The sequence below is a fragment of the Brevibacillus sp. SIMBA_040 genome, from assembly GCF_046535075.1.
GTDB lineage: Bacteria > Bacillota > Bacilli > Brevibacillales > Brevibacillaceae > Brevibacillus.
Window position 1 is genome coordinate 26753 of sequence record NZ_JAWRXI010000016.1, and the last position, 21659, is coordinate 48411.

The window sequence follows — 21659 nt, forward strand, 5'->3', positions numbered from 1 at the left end:
ATGTTCTTTTGTCTTGGGGTTTTTGCTATATAATGGGAGCAAGGGAGAGTGATTTGATGTTGATAGCGATGAAGCGGGAGTTTTTTCATTCCTTGCAGCCAGATCAACTGGGGCGAGCATGTATCGAGCCCGTGCTGTTACCGCTCAGGGGAAAGAATCCGTCGGTGAAGGCAGAGGTGTATCAACAGCTCACGATAGGGCAGCGTGCCTTGTTTATGTTTCATGTTTGGCATGATCATGCGAATGGGTCCGCTCTTGAGTTTTATTGTTGGCTCGCTTATACGAGGCAGGAATTCTCGTACTGGATCGGGATTCAGGCAGGCTTACGCTTTTTCGGACAAGAAAAGATCATCGCCCTACTCGAGGAAATGAACGAGGTACTAGAGGAAAGAAATCAGAGGCTTGGCAAGACGATGGCAGATGTAACGGGACAGGATTTGGAAGAGGATGCTCAGCTTTCGGAAACGGTTCATCGACTCTATGCACATTATCAACAGAACATACCGGATACCTTTTTGATGATCTACAGTTATATTCGGAGTCATCCGGAAGAATTCGTCTCTTTTCCAACGGAAGATATTGTGGAAGTATAGGGCCCAGTACCAATCTCTGTTTGTATAGCCAGTTATTGAGGCTGTGAAAGCACTCCCTGCTTCCTGTAGACTAGAGAAGATTACTAGAGTAGAGGAGTCGCTGTCGTTGCCTGCTTATAAATTAGATCCAGAATGGGTTGAGTCTTATCTTGCCCAGCAAGAACAAAAACTCGCTTGCGAAGTGCACCCTGACGAAAAAGATGCGATCATGAACAAGATCAGAGAAATGACGTTATCCATTATGTACAAGCAAGCAAGAAGATTTCTTGTATATATTGAATCAGATGGAATGCATGTAACCGATGAGAGAAAGACTCGTTTCATGTAAAAGGGAATGGAATGGAAGACCCGCCTCGGGATTATAGGGGCGGGTCTTTGCTTTGGACGAAAAGGATCGACGCTCATTACTGTTGCCTAATACGTACTGGCGTACCGATGGGGACTGTCTTCGCCAACTCGTTGACATCCTGATTGAACATGCGAATACATCCATGGGAAACGTATTTGCCAATGGAGGAAGGATCGTTCGTTCCGTGAATGCCGTAATGGGGTTTGCTCAAACCGAGCCAAAAGGTGCCAAACACACTTAATGGACCACCTGGATACGAGTTCGGATACGGTACTTTATTGATAATTGTAAAATCCCCACGTGGGGTTGAGGTAACAATCTTTCCGAGAGCAACCGGAAAGGAGCGGACAAGCCGGGAACCGTCAAAGAGGTCAAGTCTCAAATTGGCAATGGAAATACGAATGTTATAGGATGGCATCTTCTTCACCTCCTCCAGTTAGGGGGAAACCAAACGCCTCTATTAACATCCTATGTGTGTAAGCTGAAGCGGTACCTGTCAGCTGCTTGCATTATCTAAGCTTATAGCTCGCAGAAAATGGATCTGGATAGCGGAGACCATCTCGATAAAACAAGGCACGCACCCAGGCGTACAGACGCAGTGGGATAGAAGGGAAGACGATAGCCAGCTTGCCTTCCTCTAGAATAGGCAAATCCACTGGTGATTGAATTTCATAGGGAACACCTTCTTGATCCAGCATAATTTTGTATTTATGTGCCTCACTCCAGCTAACGGGATAATAAAAAGACCTCTCCATTTGCATCCAACACCTTTCCGCTATTCACTGCTTCTCATTGTATGCAAATCGCTTGAGATAAAAAAAGAATCCGCAGCCCGAATTAAAAAGGGGCTGTTGCATGAAAAACGAAATGATTTTCTCGATCATTTTCGTGTAAAGTGAGGAGAGAGGAACAGGAGGGACGCTTGTATGACGCAGACGCATTTGCACTTTAATATGCAGATGGGTAGGAAAAAACCAGAGAGTGTGATCAACCGGGAAGCAGCCTGTCCATTTTGCGATCGCAAAAGTCTCACGGACGTGCTGGAGCAGCGTGGATCGATGATCTGGCTCATGAACAAATACCCGGTTTTACAAGAAACCTATCAGACTGTCTTGATTGAGTCGGATGAGTGTGAGGGAGACTGGTCGGTCTATTCCAAAGAGCATGTACGGGCTCTTTTGTCCTTTGGGGTAGAAAAATGGCTGGAGATGGAGCGGAGCGGCTCCTTTCAATCGGTCCTTTTTTTCAAAAATCATGGTCCATTATCTGGCGGAAGCATTCGCCATCCACATATGCAAATCGTTGGACTTAATCAGTATGATTACCACGCGCAAGTCAAGGATAGTGATTTTATCGGGAAGACCATAGACAGAGAAGCAGGGATCGAGTGTACGCTGTCGACACATCCGCGAGCCGGCTTTTTTGAATACAATGTAGTCTTGTCGGATTGGGATCGCTTGCCCCAGATGGCAGACTACCTACAGATTCTTGCTCATTGGGTACTGAATCATGTCAATGTGCGAAATAAAAGCTACAATTTCTTTTTTTATCATTGGAAGGACAAGCTGTTTGCCAAGGTCGTACCACGTTTTGTTACCTCGCCGCTGTACGTCGGGTACGCGATTCCACAGGTAGCAAACAATTTGGACGAAATCATCTCGGAAATGAGACGCCATTATTTTTAGGCAAACTGCATTTGTTGCCCCTCCAGATTGGAAAAAGAGGGAGCAGGCGTGCTACGATAAGGAGGATGCTTGAAGTAGTACGGAAAAAGGAGTGACATATGATGAAACTGTTGTCTATCGAACCAACACCAAGTCCAAACGTGATGAAACTAAACGTAGACGTGCGTTTGCCAGACGGCGTTCAACATGTTTATAAAAAAGCAGAGGCTGCGAAGGCGCCAGAGCTGATGGGCAAGCTGCTCGAAATCGATGGGGTAACATCCATCTTTCATACTGCCGATTTTCTCGCACTGGAGCGTAAATCGACTGCAGATTGGCAGCGTATTTTGACACAGGCAAGAGAGGTTTTGCAAGCGGGTGCGGGGACGACTGTTACAGTTCCGTCTGCGGCAGACGCTGCAGCCTTTGGCGAAGCGCAGGTGTTTATCCAGATGTTTCGGGGTGTACCGATGCAGGTTAAAGTAACCATGGGTACGGAGCAAATACGTGCCGCCCTGCCAGAGCGTTTTGGGCAAGCAGCTGTAAACGCAGGCTCTGCTTCTCCAAACCTGATTATGGAGCGAAAATGGGTCGAGCATGGCGTACGCTACGGGGATTTGCGCGAGATTGGGGAAGAGGTTGCCGGTGAGATCGATGCAGCCTATCCCGAGAGCCGTGTTGCACAGCTCGTAGAACATGCGATGCAGCTTGGACCAGGAGAAACCCCAGAGCCTGTTGTAAGGGAAAAGAAGGTTGTTACACTTGAGATGCTCACCGATCCAGACTGGCAAAAACGATATGAAGCACTCGATCGGATGGAGCCGACTGAAGAAGATTTGCCTATTCTTGAAAAAGCATTGCGCGATACGAAGCCTTCGATTCGCAGACTTGCTGTGGTCTATTTAGGAATGGTTGGGGGAGACGCCGTCTTCCCACTCTTGTTCGAAGCACTTCGTGATGACTCTGTCTCTGTAAGACGAACTGCGGGCGATACCTTGTCTGATTTGGGTGATGTACGAGCAACTGCCCCGATGTGTGAGGCTCTGAAGGATCGCAATAAGCTTGTTCGTTGGCGTGCAGCGAGATTCTTGTTTGAGGTGGGGGACGAGTCTGCACTCGAGGCATTGCGTGCAGCACAAAACGATCCTGAATTCGAGGTCAGTCTGCAGGTACAAATGGCTGTTGAACGGATTGAAAGCGGTGAAGCGGCTAGTGGTACAGTCTGGCAGCAAATGACACGCAGAAATGACTAAGAGCATAGATGGAAAAACGGGGCGATGTATGCAGCCCCGTTTTTTGCGGGTTAAGAGGACTTTTCTGGGATGACTCCGCCATAAATAGCGGTCTCATTCCCAGTCAATACCGCCCAGGCTTGATTGCCATAATCAAAATGCCACCACTCATCAGAATAATTGGTGAAGCCAACCTGACTCATGACGTGGTACAATAGCCGACGGTGGTCACGACAAATTTGTTCATCGAGAGTAAGCTCAGCCTTTTGTTCATAGTAGAGGGTGGCTGCCCGATCGCTGAAATCATCAAAAGGTGTACCCATGTCTAACCAACCATCGGGTCCTGAAAGCGTCAAATCTACAGCGCCTCCCGTCAAATGACGAGGTGGCTTCTCCGGATCTATGGAGGGGCGGGCAACAAAGCGGTGCAACTGCGCATACATCTCTTCATTTTCTGTCCAGCCCTGGTCAAGCAGACAGTTTTTCTGGCGATCATACAAAGCCTGTTGCACCGGGGTTGGCCGATAGCCATCCAAAAGTACGAGCCGAATTCCTGTCGGAAGTAATGAAGCAGCTTCCTTTAACCGTTGTGCGACACTCTTGCGCAGCAGGCAATCATTCGTTGTCCCGGTTAAGCCTTCGTGAAAGTAAGCCGGATACACCTCAATCTCAGGGGAATACTGCTTGAGAGAGAGAAGGGGCTCGTGATTTTCTGCGATGGGTGGCAACGAACCCAACTGCTTGACTTGCATGGGGATAGGAAAATTCCAGGTCATATATGGAAACACCCTTATCTTTTCAGGTTTTCTTTTCATTATAGCATGATGGGTATAGAGGAAATAAATGGTATGTGCCAGTATAAAAATAGACACAGTTCAATAATGGTTGACTTCCACCTTATACATCCAGTATTCTAGGATAGGGTTTAGCATTGTTACTGGATCAGAATCAACATCGCTAGTGCGTAGGGGAGATTGTGTATGACAACCAATCACTATGACGTTGTTATCGTAGGTGGAGGATTAGCTGGTCTTTCCAGCGCTGCCTACCTGTCATCGAAAGGCAAAAAAGTTGCTGTATTGGAGCGCGGTCAATTAGGTGGACGTGCCGTTACGTTGAAGATCAAGGGCTTTAACTTTAACTTCGGTGCCCATGCTATTTACGCTCGTGACAGCTCAGTTCTGAGAACGTTTGAAAAAGAGCTGGGGCTTCACATTGACTGGCAAGACTTTAACCCGACCAAAGCTAAGTACGATATAGGAGACGAGCTCACTGCTGTTCCTTCTAACGTACAAGGTCTCTTCCAAACAAAGCTGCTTACCGGTTTGGACAAAGTGTTGTTTACGTTTGAAATTTTAAAAACCATGTTGAAAATGGAAAAAGGCCATCCGCATATGTCCATTCTGAAGTGGATGGAGAAGAAGCATGTCAATGAAGAAGTAAAAGACATGATGCTGACACTTGCTTCCTCAAACTTCTTCACACGTGAACCGGAGAAAATTCCGTCTGACGTATTCTTCTCGTACTACAGCCGTCTATTTACAACCAATAAGCCTGTTGCCTACATTGGTGGTGGCTGGCAGGCGTTGATCAATGAATTTGTTCGTGTCATTGAAGCGAATAATGGAACGATTTTGACCAAAACCAAGGTTGAACAGTTCCATGTAGAAGACGATCGTGTTGTGGGAGTGGTAACACCGGAGGGCGAGTTTACTGCTGATGAATTTATCAGCTGTATTCCGCCGAAAGAAATGGTCAAGGTCTTTGCTGAAACACGTCTGGAGCATGCGATTGCTCAGCATGCAGAGTACGAGCCAACTGTGGTTATTGTCTATGATATCGGGCTTAAAGAACGCGTCGACGTTCCATTCTCGTATATCTACGACAAACAAAACAACATCTTTATTACGGATATCTCGTATTACGACCCGACTTGTGTACCTGAGGGTGGTCAGCTTTTGCAGGCAACCGCGTATATGCGTCAAGCAGATGTAGGGAACAAGGAGGCAGCTGAGCAGCGTAAAATAGAAATTGAAAACCTGTATGACAAGCATTTTGCCGGATGGCGTGAGCAACTTGTTGTGCCACGTGTCTCCACCCGTGCGATTGTACAGGAGATCAAATGGACCATGAACCAGAAGCCATTGCCAATTTCACTGCCGGATTACCGCAACCTGTTCTTTGCTGGTGACTGGTGTGAGGGACAAGGACAATTGTCCGAGCTGTCTTTCTCCAGTGCGTTGAATGTAGCCAACCTGATTTTGGAAAAAGAATAATGTGAGAACAAGATCACGGGTGCTCCCTTTTTGAGTGGGAGCGCCCGTTTTTCGTCAAAAAAAGCCGCCAAACGAAGCTGGCGGCGAAGATAACGATTCAATTTTGGTGATTTAGGAAGAGTATACACCGTATACGAGGCTGCCGATACGCGCCATGACGTCCGCTGCCGCTTTTTGCTTCAGTCCTTTGTTCAGTACGCTGATCGTAACAGCATGGTTGCCGACGTAGAGGATACCAACATCGTGAGTAATGTTTGTAACAGAGCCTGTCTTGTTGGCAAATTCCCATTTTGGTACCATGCCGATGATATCCCCATCAGGATCAGGGAGCAGGAAAGGAATGCGGTCACGGTGCTGCTGCTGCTTCAAGATCGCAATCATTTTTAGACAGCTGTCATACGAAATGACTTTACCTGTAGCCAAATAACGCATATGGCTTCCCATGTCGGCTGCTGTAATCTCGTTGTAGCCCTCAAGCTCGGCTGGGACGACCATCAGCTTGTTGTAGAACTGGCTGTTCACCATTTCGGTTTTGCTCATGGCAGTACGGATAGCTTCGATGCCAACCAGATCAATCATCATGTTGGTCGCGGTGTTATCGCTCTGGATGATCATCAGAGTGACCAGGTCCTGTACGGTCAGCTCGGTACCGGGAGTTATATGCTGCAGCACACCTGCTCCACCCACCAGGTCTTCATGGCGCAGCTTGATCTTGTCCTCAAGTGCAAGCTTGCCTGCGTAAGCCTGGGCAAATACTGCTGTCATAATGGGAACTTTAATTACACTAGCGGCGTAAAAGCGTTGATTTTCATTCCAGGTGAACTTCTCGCCGGTTTGTAAATCTTCCAAATAAATACCCCATTCACCGCCCGCTTCTTGCAGCAAATCAGCTATGGAAGTAGAAAGACTTGATAGCATTTGATCCATCTCCTTTTTCTTTCGTGTAGACAAAATTTTCTCAAGATAATATTATTTAGTCATGCTCCTAACAATCAAGAAGAATTATTCCAGAGACGGGGGTTTTTTTGTGAAAAGGTTCAAAAAGCTATCATTCTGTGCTGTGCTACTGACCAGTCTGGCATTTGCTGGCTGTGGTACACCGCAGGCGGGCACGAGTGAGGGAGTGTCTACTTCCGAGAAGGGACAAGCAGCATCCAGCCCGCAGACCATGCAGGTGAACCTGAATACAGGTGAGCCGAACACGATCGACCCTGGACTGGCAGAAGATATCCCTTCGATGTCTGTTGCCCGGGCAGCATTTGATGGTCTCCTTCGCTTGAATGAAAATGGCGAGCTGAAAGAGGCGGTCGCTGAAAAGTACGAGGTATCAGAGGATGGGCTAACGTACACGTTCCATTTGCGCGATTCCAAATGGTCCAACGGGGATGCGGTAACCGCTCATGACTTTGAATACGCGTGGAAACGTGTTCTCGATCCTGTAACCGCTTCCGGCTATGCGTACCAGCTGTACTATTTGAAAAATGGAGAGGCCTTTAACTCCAAGAAAGCAAAAGCAGAGGATGTTGGTGTAAAGGCAACGGACGACAAGACGCTCGTTGTGACCCTGGAGAACCCGGCGCCGTTCTTCCCGGAGCTGGTCGCATCTGTCACCTACTTCCCTGTGAATCAAAAGGTCGTAGAAGCAGGCAAGGAGTGGGCTTCCAAACCGGAAACCTACATCGGAAACGGTCCGTTCGTGTTGAAAAAATGGGAGCATAAATCGGTCATCGAATTTGAAAAGAGCGATTCCTATTGGGACAAGGTGGCTGTCAAATTGTCCAAGCTCACGGTCAACATGATTGAGGATGCCAACACAGAGCTGTCCATGTTTGAAAAAGGCGACTTGGATTGGGCAGGCTCACCGCTCGGCGATTTGCCACTCGATGCGCTCGATGCTCTGAAGGATTCGGGTAAAATGCAAACGCAGGCGACTGCAGGGACGTATTGGTACATCTTCAACACGACCAAGAAGCCTTTTGACAACAAAAAGATTCGCCAGGCTTTTGCAACAGCCGTAAACCGCAAAGAAATCTCGGACAACGTCGTACCATTCAAGAGTACGCCAGCGACGGGAATCCTGCCGCCAACCATGGCGCTAGGTACAGATGGCTACATCAAGGATGGCGATGTAGAGACAGCGAAAAAGCTGCTTGCCGAAGGAATGAAGGAAGCAGGTCTGACCCAGCTGCCTGAGCTGACGATCGCGTACAATACGACAGAAGTAAACCAGCGTATCGCAACCGTCATCCAGGATCAATGGAGAAAAGCGTTTGGAATCGAAGTGAAGCTGGTTAATAAAGAAAACAAGGTACACCGGGAGCAGATGAAGGAAGGCAACTTCACGATTGGACGTGCGAGCTGGATTGGCGATTTCAACGATCCGATCAACTTCCTGGAAGTGTTCAAGGGTGGCCTGAATACATCGAAATGGGAGAACAAGGAGTTTCTTGACCTGCTTGCACAGTCTGCCAAAGAAGGCGACGTAGCCAAGCGCAAAGAAATCCTGAAAAAGGCAGATGCCATCGTCATGGACGAAATGCCGGCAATGCCGATCTACTATTTCACGTATGCATGGGTTAAACAGGACAGCGTTAAGGATGTTGTAGTAGACGCCCTCGGATTCATTGACTTCAAATACGCGTCCAACGAAAAGAAATAAAGAATGGATGAGGGAGTGAATTGTGTGCGGCCGATTATTGGCGTAGCGTGTACGAAAATGTTTTTCCCAGGTAACAATCTGGACCAGTTCTTTTATGTTGGTTCCGGCTATGTGGATGGAATTGCCCGCGCTGGCGGAATTCCACTCATCCTGCCGCTTCTCACGATACAGGAGGCGCCGTTTCGCCAGATGATCGAATCGCTGGACGGTTTGATTTTGACGGGTGGAGACGATCCGGCACCACACTTGTACGGCGAAGAGCCGCTGCAGGGCTTGGGGGAAATCGAATTCGAGCGAGACCTGGCTGAGCTTGAGATAATCAAGCTGGCGATGGAGCTGCAAAAGCCGATGTTAGGCATTTGTCGTGGGATGCAAATCATGAACGTTGCTTGTGGCGGCACGCTCGTTCAGGATATCCCAAGACAGGTTCCAGGGGCATTGCAGCACGCGCAAAGAGGCTCGCGCCAGTATGGTGCACACAAGGTAGTGCTGCAGCCTGGCTTTGTGGCAGACGCACTCGGCAAGACGGAAGTGCTGGTTAATACCTCACACCATCAATCGGTTAAAGATGTAGCACAAGGCTTTAAAATGACTGGATGCGCGGCTGACGGTGTGATTGAGGCGATTGAGAGCCTCGACGGGCTACACGTAGGGTTGCAGTGGCATCCGGAGCGCATGTGGGCGCACGACAGTGATATGCTAAAGCTCGCAGAGGCATTTATTGCCCGTGTCAAACAGCAGAAGCTGCAGGCGACCTAGGAGCGATCAGGAAACTAAAAAACATTTCAAGAAGAACCGTTCTGTCAGAGGCAGGACGGTTTTTCGTCTTCTACAACCGTCTGAGTTTTCGCGCTGGTTCATGTATACTGGGAGAAAGAGGTGAGTGATATGTTAAAAGTGGGAGCAGACACCCCGGTATTTGCGGCAATGAGCACAAAAGGCCCTGTAGACCTCAAGGACTATCTGGGCAAGCAAAATATCGTCCTCATTTTTTATCCGGGTGATGACACGCCCGTTTGCACGAAGCAGCTCTGTGCCGTGCAGGACAACTACGCTTCAATCGAACAGGCTGACACAGTCGTATTCGGGGTAAACCCGGGAGAGCTGGGCAAGAAGCAATCTTTTGCAGAGCGGTTTGGCTATCGCTTTCCGTTGATCGTTGATGCTGACGAGTCCATTCGATCCGCATACGGAGTAGGCAAAATTCTCGGTCTGTTCTTCCAGCAACGCATCGTCTACATCATTGGCAAGGACAGGAAAATCATGTATGCGAAAAGAGGAAACCCTTCTGTTTCCGAGCTGCTTTCGGTGATCGCCACACGCTCCTAAAGAAAAAGGGCGGTTCATATGGGGATTCGTTACTTGCAACAAAGGCGAAAAACGGGGATAATACAAATGAGAATGTATGTTTGGTGGTTATCCGACATGAGAAAAATCCTTCACATGGATATTGACGCTTTTTTCGCGAGTGTGGAGCAGCTAGACCGGCCGGAATTGCGTGGGAAACCGATCATTGTTGGGGGTACAGGCAATCGTGGAGTCGTATCGACCTGTAGCTACGAAGCACGTAAATTCGGTGTCCGTTCTGCTATGCCTATCGCTATGGCTCGAAAAAAATGCCCACAGGGTGTTTATTTACCTGTGCGCTATAGCCGCTATATTGAGAAGTCTGCGGAAGTCAGAGAGATTTTTTCCTCCTATGCAGAACGTTACCAGACGGTTGGACTGGACGAGGCGTATTTGGACGTCTCGCACTATGATAATGCCGTCCCTGTCGCTCGTGAAATAAAAAGGCGGGTCAAACGGGAGACGGGGCTGACTTGCAGTATTGGACTCTCGTATAATATGTCACTCGCCAAAATAGCCAGCGACCTGAAAAAGCCGGATGCCTTTGTGATTATTCGCCCGGAGCAAGCTTTGGAGGTACTGAGGACGCTCCCGATTGGCACATTGCATGGTGTTGGGAAGAAGTCGCAGGAATTGCTCGCCAAAAAAGGAATTGAGACGGTCGAGGACTTTTGGCAGCTTTCTTTGGATGAGACAGTCAGCTTGTTTGGCAAATTCGGAAAATCGCTCTATCATCGTGCCAGAGGGGAAGACAGCAGGGAGATTGAAATGGATCGTACGCCAAAATCGACGAGTCGTGAAACGACCCTCCCGTTTGATTTGTATGATCGGGAATCGATAGAGCCGATCGCCACGTCCCTGCTACGCGAGGTAGAGGAGGACATCCGCCAGGAAGGGGTAGAGCCTCAGACGATCACGCTAAAAATCAAGTACGCAGATTTCACCCAGCGCACCAAGCAGCACAAGGCTATGGCAGGTGCCAATTGGAAGGATTTGCTGGATGATCTGCTCGATGCGTTTGACTATTCCGCAGGTGTGAGGCTGGTTGGTGTCGGTTTTTCCAATTTTGCTGATCAACAGGTAGAGCGCTATGAGCAGCTCACGATGTTTTCCTGGAAGCTGGGGCAATAGGAGGGAGAGCGGTGGAGGAAGCAAATGCATTTCATTGCTGTGCGACCTGTATTCATTTTCGCGTCGAAAAAGGTGCAAGTGGAGTCAGCTATCGGTGTTCACGTCTCACCTACGAAACACGCCCAGATTATCGTTTCGAGTGCTGGACTCCGACGGAGAGAGTCCAGCGATTGATGGAAGCGAGACAGAAACCAGCAGAATAAATGGCCTGATAATACACAGCAGCACCCCCTTGCCGATAAGCGCAAAGGGGTGCTGTTTTACATGCTAGGTTTTCTATCGAGAATCATCACTTCTTCAGCCCCATCCATCTGGCCACTTGCATAAAAGCCCGTGATCGGACGCAGATTCAACCTCAAAATTTCAGCTCGCTTTCTTTGTGCGTGATACGAACGGTTTTGCTTGCCCGCAATTGGACAAATAGCAGGATGCCAAAACCAAGCACAGCTGCTGCTACGACAGGAATGGCACTGGAAACTGGCAACAGATCCGTCAAAATTCCTCCAAGCAATGGACCTGCCACCATGCCGACACCATGGAACATGTTAAAGAGCGAATAGGCGGTACCATAAGCCCCGCTGCCACCTTCGTCAATGATTCCGCCTAATGTGGCAAGTGTTGGTGACAAAGTGAAGCCTACGCCTGCGCCGACGAGTGCCATGGCGATCGCTGTTTGCCAGAGCGAGCCAGACCATACGAGGAAAGGCATGAAGATGGCTAGTGCAATAATGCCGGCAAACATCAGCTTGTACGGATTATAGCGGCTGGAGAGCGAGCCTGCTACAGGAGCTATCATCCCGTATGCCAGGGTCATCACAGCAAACAACAGGCCAATTGTGGTTGGTGTGCTGCCCATCTTCGCTGTAAAGAAAACAGGGAGAGTTGGCTCCAGCAAGCAGAGAGATACTTCTGCCAGGAGCACGATTCCGGCAATAAAGACGACTTGTGGATTGCGGATAAAGCCACTCAACTCCAGCTTTTCGCTGACAGTCCGATTTTTTTCTTCTTTTAAGAACAAGAAAACCAGAACGATGTTGAGCACCGTAAATGCAGCTGCGGCAAGGAACGGCATTCGATGGTCGCTGATCTCAAACAGCCAGCCGCCGATGGGAGCACCGAGCAAGGTTCCTGTAGAAATAGCGGTCAAAGCGGTACCCATGACAGCTCCGCGTTTTTGCGGCGGAAACAGGTCAGCGAGCAAAGCGAGGGCTGTTGGCCATGTAGCTGCTGCCGAGATCCCTTGTACGAAGCGTGCGGTAATCAAAAGCACCATGGACTCTGAAAAAGCAAACAAAAGTGTCGATACAGCGAGTCCAAGCAAGCCGATCAGAAGCATAATGCGTCTGCCGAACCGGTCAGATACCGGACCGAAAATAGGAGTGGCGATGAGCATAGCAACCGCATAGCTGCTAAATAATACTCCCATCATGGTCGAAGAAGGCTGCAACGTTTCCGTAAAATAAGGAACAATCGGAATCAACAAGCTGTACAGCAGCATGTCGATAAACAGAATCAGAATGACGAACAGAAGACCTGTTCGCTGTTGCTTTGTCATTTGTGTAAAGAAAGACATGGTGAACACCTCGTTACTGTGAAAACTATTTTTGTTTTATTGGTTTTTGTAAAAAAAGGGGAATAAAAGGATCACCTTTTATCCACTGGTACGAGCCCGAACAAAAGTACATCCACAATTGCGGAAAGGGCCTGTGACACGGTAATTTGATTTTGCATGTAAAAACGTTGGTCAAGCGTCGAGTTTACGGCATCGATGATCAGCTTCATCAGGAGAGTGACGTTCATATTCACAATCTGACCTTCGCGAATTCCTTGCTCAATAAGCACACGCAGTGTTTGCCAATCGTCTGACAAAGCTGAGTCGACCATGGCCCATTGCTCAGGATAATAGCGCTTCATCTGTTCAAGTACACGTAAATCGTATAACTCGTAATGGGTAGGTAAAACCATCATGACCCCTTTGATCTTATCGATGAGAGAGAGACTGTCGTCGTCAATGATTTGCTGCGCTTTTTCATCGCCTTCTGCAAAGGTTTGTTCAATGATTGCTTCTAAAATTTCGACCTTGGACGAGAAATGCTCATACAGTGTGCGCTTGCTGATTCCGAGCCTGCGAGCCAGATCATCCATAGAAAATTTCATGCCCTTGTCTCTGATCTCTTCAATAAAACCTTTCATGATCCGGTCTTTTATGTCAATCAACCCCCTGACAAAACTACTCGGGTGAAAACCATTTAAACAAAAGTAGTTTTCTTAGTACCTTCATTTTACTCAAACGGTTTCCCGAAAGCAAGGGGCTTCTGTGCTTTTTCTTTTGCAACAGAGTGGTCGATTATGGTATAGTAGGTGCCGAAATCGCGGTTGATTGCTTTACATCATTTGGAGGTGCCCCCGTGTTTTTAAAGAAGCTGATGCCCAGTCAGTTCGTGGAATCTATCCACCATATCGATATAGATCAATTGAAGCGAAATAAGGTACGGGCCGTCATTACAGACCTGGACAATACCTTGGTTGAATGGGACAGGCCGCTTGCCACCCCCGAGGTAGAAAACTGGCTGAAACGCTTGCATGAAGCGGATATTCAGGTAACGGTAGTCTCAAATAACAACAAGGAACGTGTGGACCGTTTCTGTTCACCTCTCGATATCGGATTTATTTGCTCGGCTCGTAAGCCTACGAACCGGGCTTTCCTGCAAGCGGTACGGCAGATGAATGTAACGATTGCCGAGACCGTTGTTATTGGCGATCAATTGTTTACTGATGTGCTGGGCGGAAACCGGCTTGGGTTCCATACCATCTTGGTAGTACCAGTAGCCCAAACGGACGGTTTTTGGACGCGTTTCAATCGACAGTTGGAGCGTGTGGCCCTTATTTGGATGGAGCGGAAAGGAATGGTTTCGTGGAGGAGAAAAGCATGATAGAACAAACGTCTGGCTCCTGTGCCGGCTGTGGGATCATGATTCAGACGGAGGATGCGAAGCGGCCAGGCTATGCCCCGGCGTCTGCACTCGACAGGAAAGTCGTCATTTGCCAGCGCTGCTATCGCATCAAGCATTACAACGAAGTGGCCCCTGTAGGAATGGGTGACGATGACTTCCTACGCATTTTGGATGGGATCGGCTCTACCCAGTCATTAGTGGTCATGGTAGTCGATATTTTTGACTTTCAAGGCTCTTGGCTGCGTGGATTGCCTCGATTTGTCGGTAAAAATCCGATTTTGCTCGTAGGAAACAAAGTTGATTTGCTTCCGCGCAACATCAATTTGAACCGTGTGCGCAACTGGATGCAGCACGAGGCAAAGGAACGTGGCTTGCGTCCAGAAGACGTAGTACTGATCAGTGCGGAAAAAGGTCAGAACATCGACGAGCTGCTGAACCGGATTGGCGAGCTGCGCAAAGGTCGCGATGTGTATATTGTTGGGGTCACGAACGTAGGCAAGTCGACCATGATTAATCGGATTTTACATGATTATGGCTCTACCGATATGGAAATCACTACTTCACCGTTTCCAGGGACGACTCTCGACAAGATCGAAATCCCGCTGGAGGACGGTCGCTCCATTTTTGACACGCCTGGCATTATTAATCGTGATCAGATCGGACACATGGTTTCCCCGGCAGACCTTCGTAAAATCACTCCGAGAAGTCGAATCAATTCCAAGGTATACCAGCTAGACGATGGTCAATCGCTCTTTTTGGGTGGGCTTGCTCGAATTGATTTTGTTCGTGGACCGCGTCAGTCCCTCGTTGTTTATGTAGACAATGATCTGTACATCCACCGGACGAAACTGGAAAAAGCGGATGAAGTGCTGGCGAAGCATCATGGAACACTCCTGGTACCACCCACTGGCGAAGAAGGAGTCAAAGCATTGCCGCCATTCGTTAAGCATTCCTTCAAAATTAAACCGACCGAGACGACAACCGATATTGTTATTTCCGGCTTGGGTTGGGTCAGTCTCCAAGGAAAGCATGAAGCGAGCATCGTGGTTCATGCGCCTAAAGGTGTGAGCGTAGGGATGCGCAAAGGCTTGATCTAGTCACTGTTTGAAATAGGAGCATCTTTTTTCCGTGATATATGCTAGAGAGACATAATGGGGAGGATATCTTCATGATTACAAGCAAAACACAACTGGTTGGTTTGTTTGGACATCCGGTTTCTCATTCGCAGTCGCCGATGATGCATAATGCGGCATTTGCGGAGATGGGCTTGGGGTTCGCCTATGTTGCGTTTGATGTTGATCCTGCCGATCTGGAGGACGCTGTTAGAGGTATTCGTGCTCTTGGGCTAAAAGGTATTAATGTAACGATTCCGCACAAGGTAGCCATTATGCCGATGCTCGATGAGATTGATCCTCTGGCAAAACGAATTGGGGCTGTCAACACAGTTGTGATCAACGACGGGCGACTGATCGGTTACAATACAGATGGAATGGGATACGTCCGCTCGCTCGTAGAAGAGACAGGGATTGTTCTGGATCAACAAATCGTAACCATGGTAGGAGCGGGTGGCGCTGCCAGAGCAGTTGCGTTTACTCTAGCAGAAAAAGGTGTTAAGGAAATTAGAATCATGAACCGCTCAAGAGAAAGAGCACAGATTCTGGCAGAGCATGTTGGTACGATTGTCCCTACCAAAATCGTAGAACAGGGTGACGGGATGGACGCGATCGCAGACTCTTCGCTGCTCATCAATACGACCTCGATCGGGATGCTCCCAAACGTACAAGAAATGCCTGTTCCACCAGAATGGCTTCATAACCAATTAACCGTAAGCGATCTTATCTACAATCCGTTGGAAACACGCCTGCTCGGCGAAGCCCGTGCGATTGGCGCAACTGTTCATTCCGGTGTAGGCATGTTCGTCAATCAGGGAGCATTGGCCTTCGAGTTATGGACTGGCCAACAAGCACCCACTGATGCCATGCGTGAGATCGTCTTGCAGCAACTAAAGAAAACGACCTGATCGACAACGATTGCAGGACAAATAAGGAGGCATGCCGATGTTAACCGGCAAGCAAAAACGTTTTTTACGTGCAGAAGCTCATCATCTTGCGCCTATTTTCCAAGTAGGAAAAGGCGGAGTAAATGAAAATATGATTACACAAATCAAGGAAGCGCTGGAAGTGCGCGAGTTGATCAAGGTATCCATCCTGCAAAACAACAGTGATGGCAAGCACGAAGTAGCAGAGGACCTGGCAGCAGGTGCTGGAGCGGAGCTGGTGCAACTGATTGGACATACAGTTGTATTGTACAAAGAGTCCCGGGAGCACAAGACAATCAAGCTACCATAGGACAGTAGGCAATCACTATGAACGAACAACAACAAAAGCATATTGGTATTATGGGCGGCACGTTCGATCCGATACACTGCGGACATTTGCTCGCTGCTGAACAAGCGCGTGAACAGGCAGGATTGGACGAGGTGTGGTTTATGCCTACCCATGTTCCTCCCCATAAAAAACGGAACAGCCTAACGCTTGCGAAGCATCGCTTGCAAATGGTAGAGCTTGCGGTGGCTGATCATGAATCGTTTTTTGTAACGGATATAGAGCTTAGGCGTGAAGGTCCTTCCTACACCTATGACACGATCGTAGAGCTTGTCTCACAGTACCCAAATTACCGATTCTCCTTTATTATTGGGGGAGACATGGTGCAGATTCTTTCCGAATGGTACCAGTACAAAGAACTGATTCGTATGATACACTTTATTGGTCTGGCTCGGCCGGGAGCTGAGCTGGACAAAGGCAATAACGATGAAGTCGTGACATTTGTCGAGATGCCGGTGTGGGATATTTCTTCTACACTCATCCGGAATAAAGCAGCTGCCGGCAAGAGTATTCGTTATCTCGTGCCAGATGCAGTCGAACGCTATATAAAGGAGAACCGATTCTATGAACAAGTGGAGTAATCGGGAGGCTCTGCTCGAAAAGGTACGGGCGCAAATGCACGACAAGCGTTACCAGCATACGCTCGGAGTAGCTGCGTCGGCAAAGCAGCTTGCAGAGCGATTTGGGGCTGATCCTGAAAAAGCAGAGCTGGCTGGATTCTTGCACGACTACTGCAAATGCTGGCCTGTTGAAAAAATGTCTGAGATTCTGGTTCGCCATGACATGCCAACCGAGCTGTTGGAAGGAGAAAAAGAGCTGTGGCACGCATTTGCCGCAGCTATCGTCATCCAAACGGAGCTTGGCGTCACCGACACAGAGATCTTACAAGCTGTACGCTACCATACGACGGGGCGGGCCGGGATGTCCATGTTAGAAAAAGTGGTTTGTGTGGCAGACTATATAGAACCGAACCGCAACTATCCAGGTGTGGAAGAAATTCGCACAATGGCACAGCATGATCTGGATGCTGCCCTCGCCCATGCTTTGGGAGGGACGATCCGCTTTTTGATAGAAAAGCAGAAGACGGTTTATCCGTTGACGCTGATTGCATACAACGATTTGGTATCCCAAAAAGGGAGAGCAGGAGGGTTTAATGGTTAAAACAGTAGATGATTTGGCACGTTTGGTGGTAAAGGCAGCAGAAGATAAAAAGGCAGAAAACTTCAAGGTACTGGATATCAAAAAACTATCCGTTATTGCGGACTACTTCATGATTTGCCACGGTAACAACGAACGTCAGGTACAAGCGATCGTCAGAGAAATTCGCGATCAGGTGTACAAAAATGGTTTTACGGTACGCGGCATTGAGGGTGCAGATGAAGGGCGCTGGGTTCTCGTTGACCTCGGTGATATCGTGATCCATGTCTTCCACCGTGAAGATCGTGAATTTTATAATTTGGAGCGTCTGTGGAAGGATGCAGAGGAAGTTTCCTTCGCAGAGCAAGGGTAAATACAGATGGCATATGCACATATGGCGGCTGTGTACGACAGGCTGATGGCGGACACTCCCTACGACCAATGGCTGGACTGGGTTGAGCGCATGTGGGCAAAAGGAGAGAAGCCGCAGCACGTCATCGATCTTGGTTGTGGTACGGGCACGATTGCCATCCCGCTTGCCAAGCGTGGATACCGTGTTACGGGAGTCGATTTGTCGGCGGAAATGCTGGCAATCGCATACGACAAGATGAGGCAATCTCAGGTAGATGTTTCCTGGGTGGAGCAGGACATGCGCGAGCTGGAATTGCCTGTGGCAGACGCAGTCATATCGCTATGTGATTCACTCAGCTATTTGACCGAGGAAGCAGATGTCCAGGAGACATTCCAGCGTGTTTTCGCCCATCTTGCGCCCGGGGGCAGCTTTCTGTTTGACGTACACAGTCCTTATAAAATGCTGCATATTTTTGGGGACGAGACCTTCACACACGTGGAGGATGAAGTTTCGTACATTTGGCAATGTTTTTGCGACCCGCTTCGTTTAGAGGTAGAGCATCAGCTGACCTTCTTCCTTTTGCAGCCAAATGGCTTGTACGAGCGAATGGAAGAGGAGCATTGGCAGCGTGCCTACCAACCGATTCAATTGATGCGCTGGCTCACGGAAGCTGGATTCACAGACATTGTGATCACTGCTGATTATTCGGATTTGCCTCCACAGGAATCAAGCGAACGCCTATTTTTTTCAGCACGCAAGCCGAAAGATTTGACATGATTGGTTCTGATTTACTATAATCGTGTTATAACTGCAAATTTCGACGCGTAGAAGAGGAATAGTAAGAAAAGACTTCGTGAATCTAGAGAGTTGACGGCTGGTGCAAGTCAACCCGGAGCATTCTGAACTCACCTCCCAGCACTCCCCCTGAATGTCCTTTGGCTGTGTAAGGGAGAGCGACTCATCCATGATACGGATGTAACAAGTGGGTGAATGTCTGACATTTGCCAATCTGGGTGGTACCGCGGGATAAACACAACCTCTCGTCCCTTTTTCGTTGAACGACAAGGGACGTGGGGTTTTTTTATTTTTTTACACCTTTTACCTATTGAAGATGGGAGTGCTTTACCATGGTTTTTAGTCATCGCAATATCGAAAAGAAGTGGCAGCAATACTGGGAGCAAAACAAAACCTTCAAAACGTCTGAGGACGAAGGCAAGAAGAAATTTTACGCACTTGATATGTTCCCGTATCCATCCGGTGCAGGACTTCACGTAGGTCATCCAGAGGGATACACGGCTACCGATATTTTGTCCCGCATGAAGCGCATGCAAGGCTACAATGTTCTGCACCCAATGGGTTGGGATGCTTTCGGTCTGCCTGCTGAGCAGTACGCACTGGATACAGGGAATGATCCAGCTGAATTTACAGAGCAGAACATCAACAACTTCCGCCGCCAAATTAAGGCTCTGGGCTTTTCTTATGACTGGGACAGAGAGATCAATACGACTGATCCGAGCTACTATAAATGGACGCAATGGATTTTCACCAAGCTGTATGAGCATGGATTGGCTTACGTTGACGAAGTAGCCGTAAACTGGTGCCCTGCTCTGGGAACCGTACTGGCTAACGAAGAAGTCATTGATGGGAAAAGTGAGCGTGGCGGCCATCCAGTTGAACGTCGCCCAATGCGTCAATGGGTACTGAAAATTACTGCTTATGCTGAAAGACTTTTGTCTGACCTGGAAGAACTCGATTGGCCAGAGAGCATCAAAGAAATGCAGCGTAACTGGATCGGTCGTTCAGAAGGGGCAGAGGTGACTTTTGCGATCGACGGACATGACCAATCCTTTACCGTCTTTACAACACGTCCTGATACCTTGTACGGAGCAACTTATGCTGTGCTGGCGCCAGAGCACAAGCTGGTTGACGTAATCACGGTACCAGAACAAAAAGAAGCAGTCGATGCATACCTGGAGCAAGCAAAACGAAAGAGTGATCTGGAGCGCACGGATTTGGCGAAAGAAAAAACCGGGGTATTTACCGGTGCCTATGCAATTAACCCGGTAAACGGCGAGCGTCTGCCAATCTGGATTGCAGATTACGTACTCATCAGCTACGGAACAGGCTCGATCATGGCGGTTCCAGCTCATGACGAACGTGACTATGAGTTTGCCAAAACGTTTGATCTGCCAATCAAGCAGGTAATTGCAGGTGGAGATATCTCCAAGGAAGCGTATGCAGGTGATGGCGAGCACGTCAACTCCGGCATTCTCGATGGATTGAACAAAGAACAAGCGATCAGCAAAATGATCGAATGGCTCGAAGCAGAAGGCAAAGGAAATCGCAAGGTAACGTATCGTCTGCGTGACTGGTTGTTCAGTCGTCAGCGCTACTGGGGTGAGCCGATTCCGATCCTGCATCTGGAGGATGGCACGATGAAGGTCGTTCCAGAATCCGAGCTACCGATCATTTTGCCAAAAACAAAAGAAATCAAGCCGTCCGGTACAGGGGAGTCACCACTCGCCAATATCACCGACTGGATTAACACGGTAGATACGGAAACAGGCCTCAAAGCACGCCGTGAAACGAACACCATGCCACAATGGGCGGGTAGCTGCTGGTACTTCCTGCGCTTTATCGATCCACACAATGATAAAGCAATGGCTGATCCAGAAAAGCTGAAAGAATGGCTGCCGATCGACATTTACATCGGCGGAGCCGAGCATGCGGTTCTTCACTTGCTCTACTCCCGTTTCTGGCACAAATTCCTGTACGATATCGGTGTAGTTCCAACGAAAGAACCTTTCCAAAAGCTGTTTAACCAAGGAATGATTCTTGGCGAGAACAACGAGAAGATGAGTAAATCAAAAGGGAATGTCGTAAACCCTGACGATATCGTAAACAGCCACGGTGCGGATACGCTTCGTATGTACGAAATGTTCATGGGACCTTTGGATGCTTCCATCGCTTGGTCAACAAAAGGTCTGGATGGATCACGCCGCTTCATAGATCGTGTATACCGCTTGTTCGTTAACGAAAGCGGAGAGCTGAACGACAAAATCGTGGACACCTCCAAAGCTACCAGCATGGAACGTGTGTACCACCAAACGGTGAAAAAAGTAACAGAAGACTACGAAGGTCTGCGCTTCAACACTGGTATTTCCCAGCTGATGGTCTTCATCAACGAAGCGTACAAAGCTGACGTACTGCCGAAGAAATACATGGAAGACTTCGTGAAAATGCTCTCCCCAATCACGCCGCATATCGCTGAAGAGCTGTGGGAGAAGCTGGGTCACAGTGAAACACTCACGTACGAAGCATGGCCGACGTATGACGAGTCCAAACTGGTTGATGACGAGGTAGAAATCGTCCTCCAGGTAAATGGCAAAAACAAAGAAAAGCTGCTCATTGCATCTGAAGCAACCAAAGAGCAAATGGAAGAGCTGGCTCTAACAAACGAAGTCATCAAAGAACTGATCGAAGGCAAAACAATCGTCAAAATGATCGCAGTTCCTGGCAAGCTGGTAAATATCGTCATTCGTTAAGTGAATAAAACGAAGTAGGAAAAGAAGTGGAGCCTG

General features: G+C 48.5%; 25 protein-coding genes and 1 other annotated feature. Of the genes, 19 read left to right on the forward strand and 6 right to left on the reverse strand.

Going from position 1 to position 21659, the window contains the following annotated elements:
* Positions 1-56 precede the first annotated feature (56 nt).
* Both SB752_RS23425 and SB752_RS23430 read left to right on the forward strand, forming a co-directional pair.
* On the forward strand, positions 57-593 hold the full coding sequence (locus SB752_RS23425) for a hypothetical protein (RefSeq protein ID WP_410717945.1): 537 nt from the start codon (positions 57-59) through the stop codon (positions 591-593).
* Between the two features lie 106 nt (positions 594-699).
* Entirely contained in the window at positions 700-921 is a 222-nt protein-coding gene (locus SB752_RS23430; RefSeq protein WP_410717946.1) for a hypothetical protein, read from the forward strand.
* 76 nt (positions 922-997) lie between these two features.
* Here SB752_RS23430 and SB752_RS23435 read toward each other — a convergent pair whose 3' ends face one another.
* On the reverse strand, positions 998-1360 hold the full coding sequence (locus SB752_RS23435) for a L,D-transpeptidase (protein WP_410717947.1): 363 nt from the start codon (positions 1358-1360) through the stop codon (positions 998-1000).
* A gap of 91 nt (positions 1361-1451) precedes the next feature.
* The gene (locus tag SB752_RS23440; protein WP_410717948.1) at positions 1452-1697 is read right to left on the reverse strand and encodes a hypothetical protein; all 246 of its coding nucleotides are present in this window, start codon (positions 1695-1697) and stop codon (positions 1452-1454) included.
* Between the two features lie 171 nt (positions 1698-1868).
* Here SB752_RS23440 and SB752_RS23445 point away from each other — a divergent pair, with 171 nt between their 5' ends.
* Together SB752_RS23445 and SB752_RS23450 are read left to right on the forward strand one after the other, a co-directional pair.
* Positions 1869-2627: a DUF4931 domain-containing protein gene (locus SB752_RS23445; protein ID WP_410717949.1), complete on the forward strand. Its 759-nt coding sequence runs from the start codon at positions 1869-1871 to the stop codon at positions 2625-2627.
* 101 nt (positions 2628-2728) lie between these two features.
* The gene (locus tag SB752_RS23450; RefSeq protein WP_410718036.1) at positions 2729-3859 is read left to right on the forward strand and encodes a virulence factor; all 1131 of its coding nucleotides are present in this window, start codon (positions 2729-2731) and stop codon (positions 3857-3859) included.
* Between the two features lie 50 nt (positions 3860-3909).
* Here SB752_RS23450 and SB752_RS23455 read toward each other — a convergent pair whose 3' ends face one another.
* A complete protein-coding gene (locus tag SB752_RS23455) occupies positions 3910-4614 on the reverse strand; it encodes a M15 family metallopeptidase (RefSeq protein ID WP_410717950.1) in 705 nt (234 codons plus the stop codon).
* Positions 4615-4818: 204 nt separating this feature from the next.
* On the opposite strand from SB752_RS23455, the gene SB752_RS23460 reads away from it, so the two are divergent.
* Positions 4819-6114 carry a phytoene desaturase family protein gene (locus SB752_RS23460; RefSeq protein ID WP_410717951.1) on the forward strand — a complete coding sequence of 432 codons (1296 nt, stop codon included), beginning with the start codon at positions 4819-4821 and terminating at the stop codon, positions 6112-6114.
* A gap of 111 nt (positions 6115-6225) precedes the next feature.
* Here SB752_RS23460 and SB752_RS23465 read toward each other — a convergent pair whose 3' ends face one another.
* Positions 6226-7032 (reverse strand): serine hydrolase, encoded by an 807-nt coding sequence (locus SB752_RS23465; protein ID WP_410717952.1) that lies wholly within the window; start codon positions 7030-7032, stop codon positions 6226-6228.
* 109 nt (positions 7033-7141) lie between these two features.
* On the opposite strand from SB752_RS23465, the gene SB752_RS23470 reads away from it, so the two are divergent.
* From SB752_RS23470 to SB752_RS23490, 5 genes are all read left to right on the forward strand, one after another.
* The gene (locus tag SB752_RS23470) at positions 7142-8773 is read left to right on the forward strand and encodes a peptide ABC transporter substrate-binding protein (RefSeq protein ID WP_410717953.1); all 1632 of its coding nucleotides are present in this window, start codon (positions 7142-7144) and stop codon (positions 8771-8773) included.
* Between the two features lie 24 nt (positions 8774-8797).
* Positions 8798-9532, forward strand: coding sequence for a gamma-glutamyl-gamma-aminobutyrate hydrolase family protein (locus tag SB752_RS23475; RefSeq protein WP_410717954.1), 735 nt, complete (start codon positions 8798-8800; stop codon positions 9530-9532).
* Between the two features lie 129 nt (positions 9533-9661).
* The gene (locus SB752_RS23480; protein WP_410718037.1) at positions 9662-10102 is read left to right on the forward strand and encodes a peroxiredoxin; all 441 of its coding nucleotides are present in this window, start codon (positions 9662-9664) and stop codon (positions 10100-10102) included.
* A gap of 96 nt (positions 10103-10198) precedes the next feature.
* Positions 10199-11251 carry a DNA polymerase IV gene (locus SB752_RS23485; RefSeq protein ID WP_410717955.1) on the forward strand — a complete coding sequence of 351 codons (1053 nt, stop codon included), beginning with the start codon at positions 10199-10201 and terminating at the stop codon, positions 11249-11251.
* An 11-nt stretch (positions 11252-11262) separates the two neighbouring features.
* Positions 11263-11454 carry a hypothetical protein gene (locus tag SB752_RS23490; protein WP_410717956.1) on the forward strand — a complete coding sequence of 64 codons (192 nt, stop codon included), beginning with the start codon at positions 11263-11265 and terminating at the stop codon, positions 11452-11454.
* A gap of 152 nt (positions 11455-11606) precedes the next feature.
* On the opposite strand, the gene SB752_RS23495 is transcribed toward SB752_RS23490, so the two are convergent.
* On the reverse strand, positions 11607-12824 hold the full coding sequence (locus SB752_RS23495) for an MFS transporter (RefSeq protein WP_410717957.1): 1218 nt from the start codon (positions 12822-12824) through the stop codon (positions 11607-11609).
* A 71-nt stretch (positions 12825-12895) separates the two neighbouring features.
* A complete protein-coding gene (locus tag SB752_RS23500) occupies positions 12896-13459 on the reverse strand; it encodes a TetR/AcrR family transcriptional regulator (RefSeq protein WP_410718038.1) in 564 nt (187 codons plus the stop codon).
* A gap of 161 nt (positions 13460-13620) precedes the next feature.
* Here SB752_RS23500 and SB752_RS23505 point away from each other — a divergent pair, with 161 nt between their 5' ends.
* The 9 genes from SB752_RS23505 (at position 13621) to leuS (ending at position 21623) form a co-directional block, all read left to right on the forward strand.
* Positions 13621-14184 (forward strand): YqeG family HAD IIIA-type phosphatase, encoded by a 564-nt coding sequence (locus tag SB752_RS23505; RefSeq protein ID WP_268811906.1) that lies wholly within the window; start codon positions 13621-13623, stop codon positions 14182-14184.
* Positions 14181-15302 (forward strand): ribosome biogenesis GTPase YqeH, encoded by a 1122-nt coding sequence (gene yqeH / locus SB752_RS23510; RefSeq protein ID WP_410717958.1) that lies wholly within the window; start codon positions 14181-14183, stop codon positions 15300-15302. Before SB752_RS23505 ends, yqeH begins: the two co-directional genes overlap by 4 nt.
* A 71-nt stretch (positions 15303-15373) precedes the next feature.
* Entirely contained in the window at positions 15374-16225 is an 852-nt protein-coding gene (locus tag SB752_RS23515) for a shikimate dehydrogenase (RefSeq protein WP_410717959.1), read from the forward strand.
* Positions 16226-16262: 37 nt separating this feature from the next.
* Positions 16263-16553 (forward strand): ribosome assembly RNA-binding protein YhbY, encoded by a 291-nt coding sequence (gene yhbY, locus SB752_RS23520; protein ID WP_410717960.1) that lies wholly within the window; start codon positions 16263-16265, stop codon positions 16551-16553.
* A 17-nt stretch (positions 16554-16570) separates the two neighbouring features.
* Positions 16571-17170 (forward strand): nicotinate-nucleotide adenylyltransferase, encoded by a 600-nt coding sequence (locus SB752_RS23525; protein WP_410717961.1) that lies wholly within the window; start codon positions 16571-16573, stop codon positions 17168-17170.
* Positions 17154-17750: a bis(5'-nucleosyl)-tetraphosphatase (symmetrical) YqeK gene (yqeK, locus tag SB752_RS23530; RefSeq protein WP_410717962.1), complete on the forward strand. Its 597-nt coding sequence runs from the start codon at positions 17154-17156 to the stop codon at positions 17748-17750. Before SB752_RS23525 ends, yqeK begins: the two co-directional genes overlap by 17 nt.
* On the forward strand, positions 17743-18099 hold the full coding sequence (gene rsfS / locus SB752_RS23535; RefSeq protein ID WP_410717963.1) for a ribosome silencing factor: 357 nt from the start codon (positions 17743-17745) through the stop codon (positions 18097-18099). Before yqeK ends, rsfS begins: the two co-directional genes overlap by 8 nt.
* A 6-nt stretch (positions 18100-18105) precedes the next feature.
* Complete coding sequence (locus SB752_RS23540) at positions 18106-18855, forward strand: class I SAM-dependent DNA methyltransferase (protein WP_410717964.1); 750 nt, start codon at positions 18106-18108, stop codon at positions 18853-18855.
* A gap of 39 nt (positions 18856-18894) precedes the next feature.
* Positions 18895-19129, forward strand: a binding site (T-box leader).
* Between the two features lie 76 nt (positions 19130-19205).
* Positions 19206-21623 carry a leucine--tRNA ligase gene (gene leuS / locus SB752_RS23545; protein ID WP_410717965.1) on the forward strand — a complete coding sequence of 806 codons (2418 nt, stop codon included), beginning with the start codon at positions 19206-19208 and terminating at the stop codon, positions 21621-21623.
* The last annotated feature ends 36 nt before the right edge of the window (positions 21624-21659 follow it).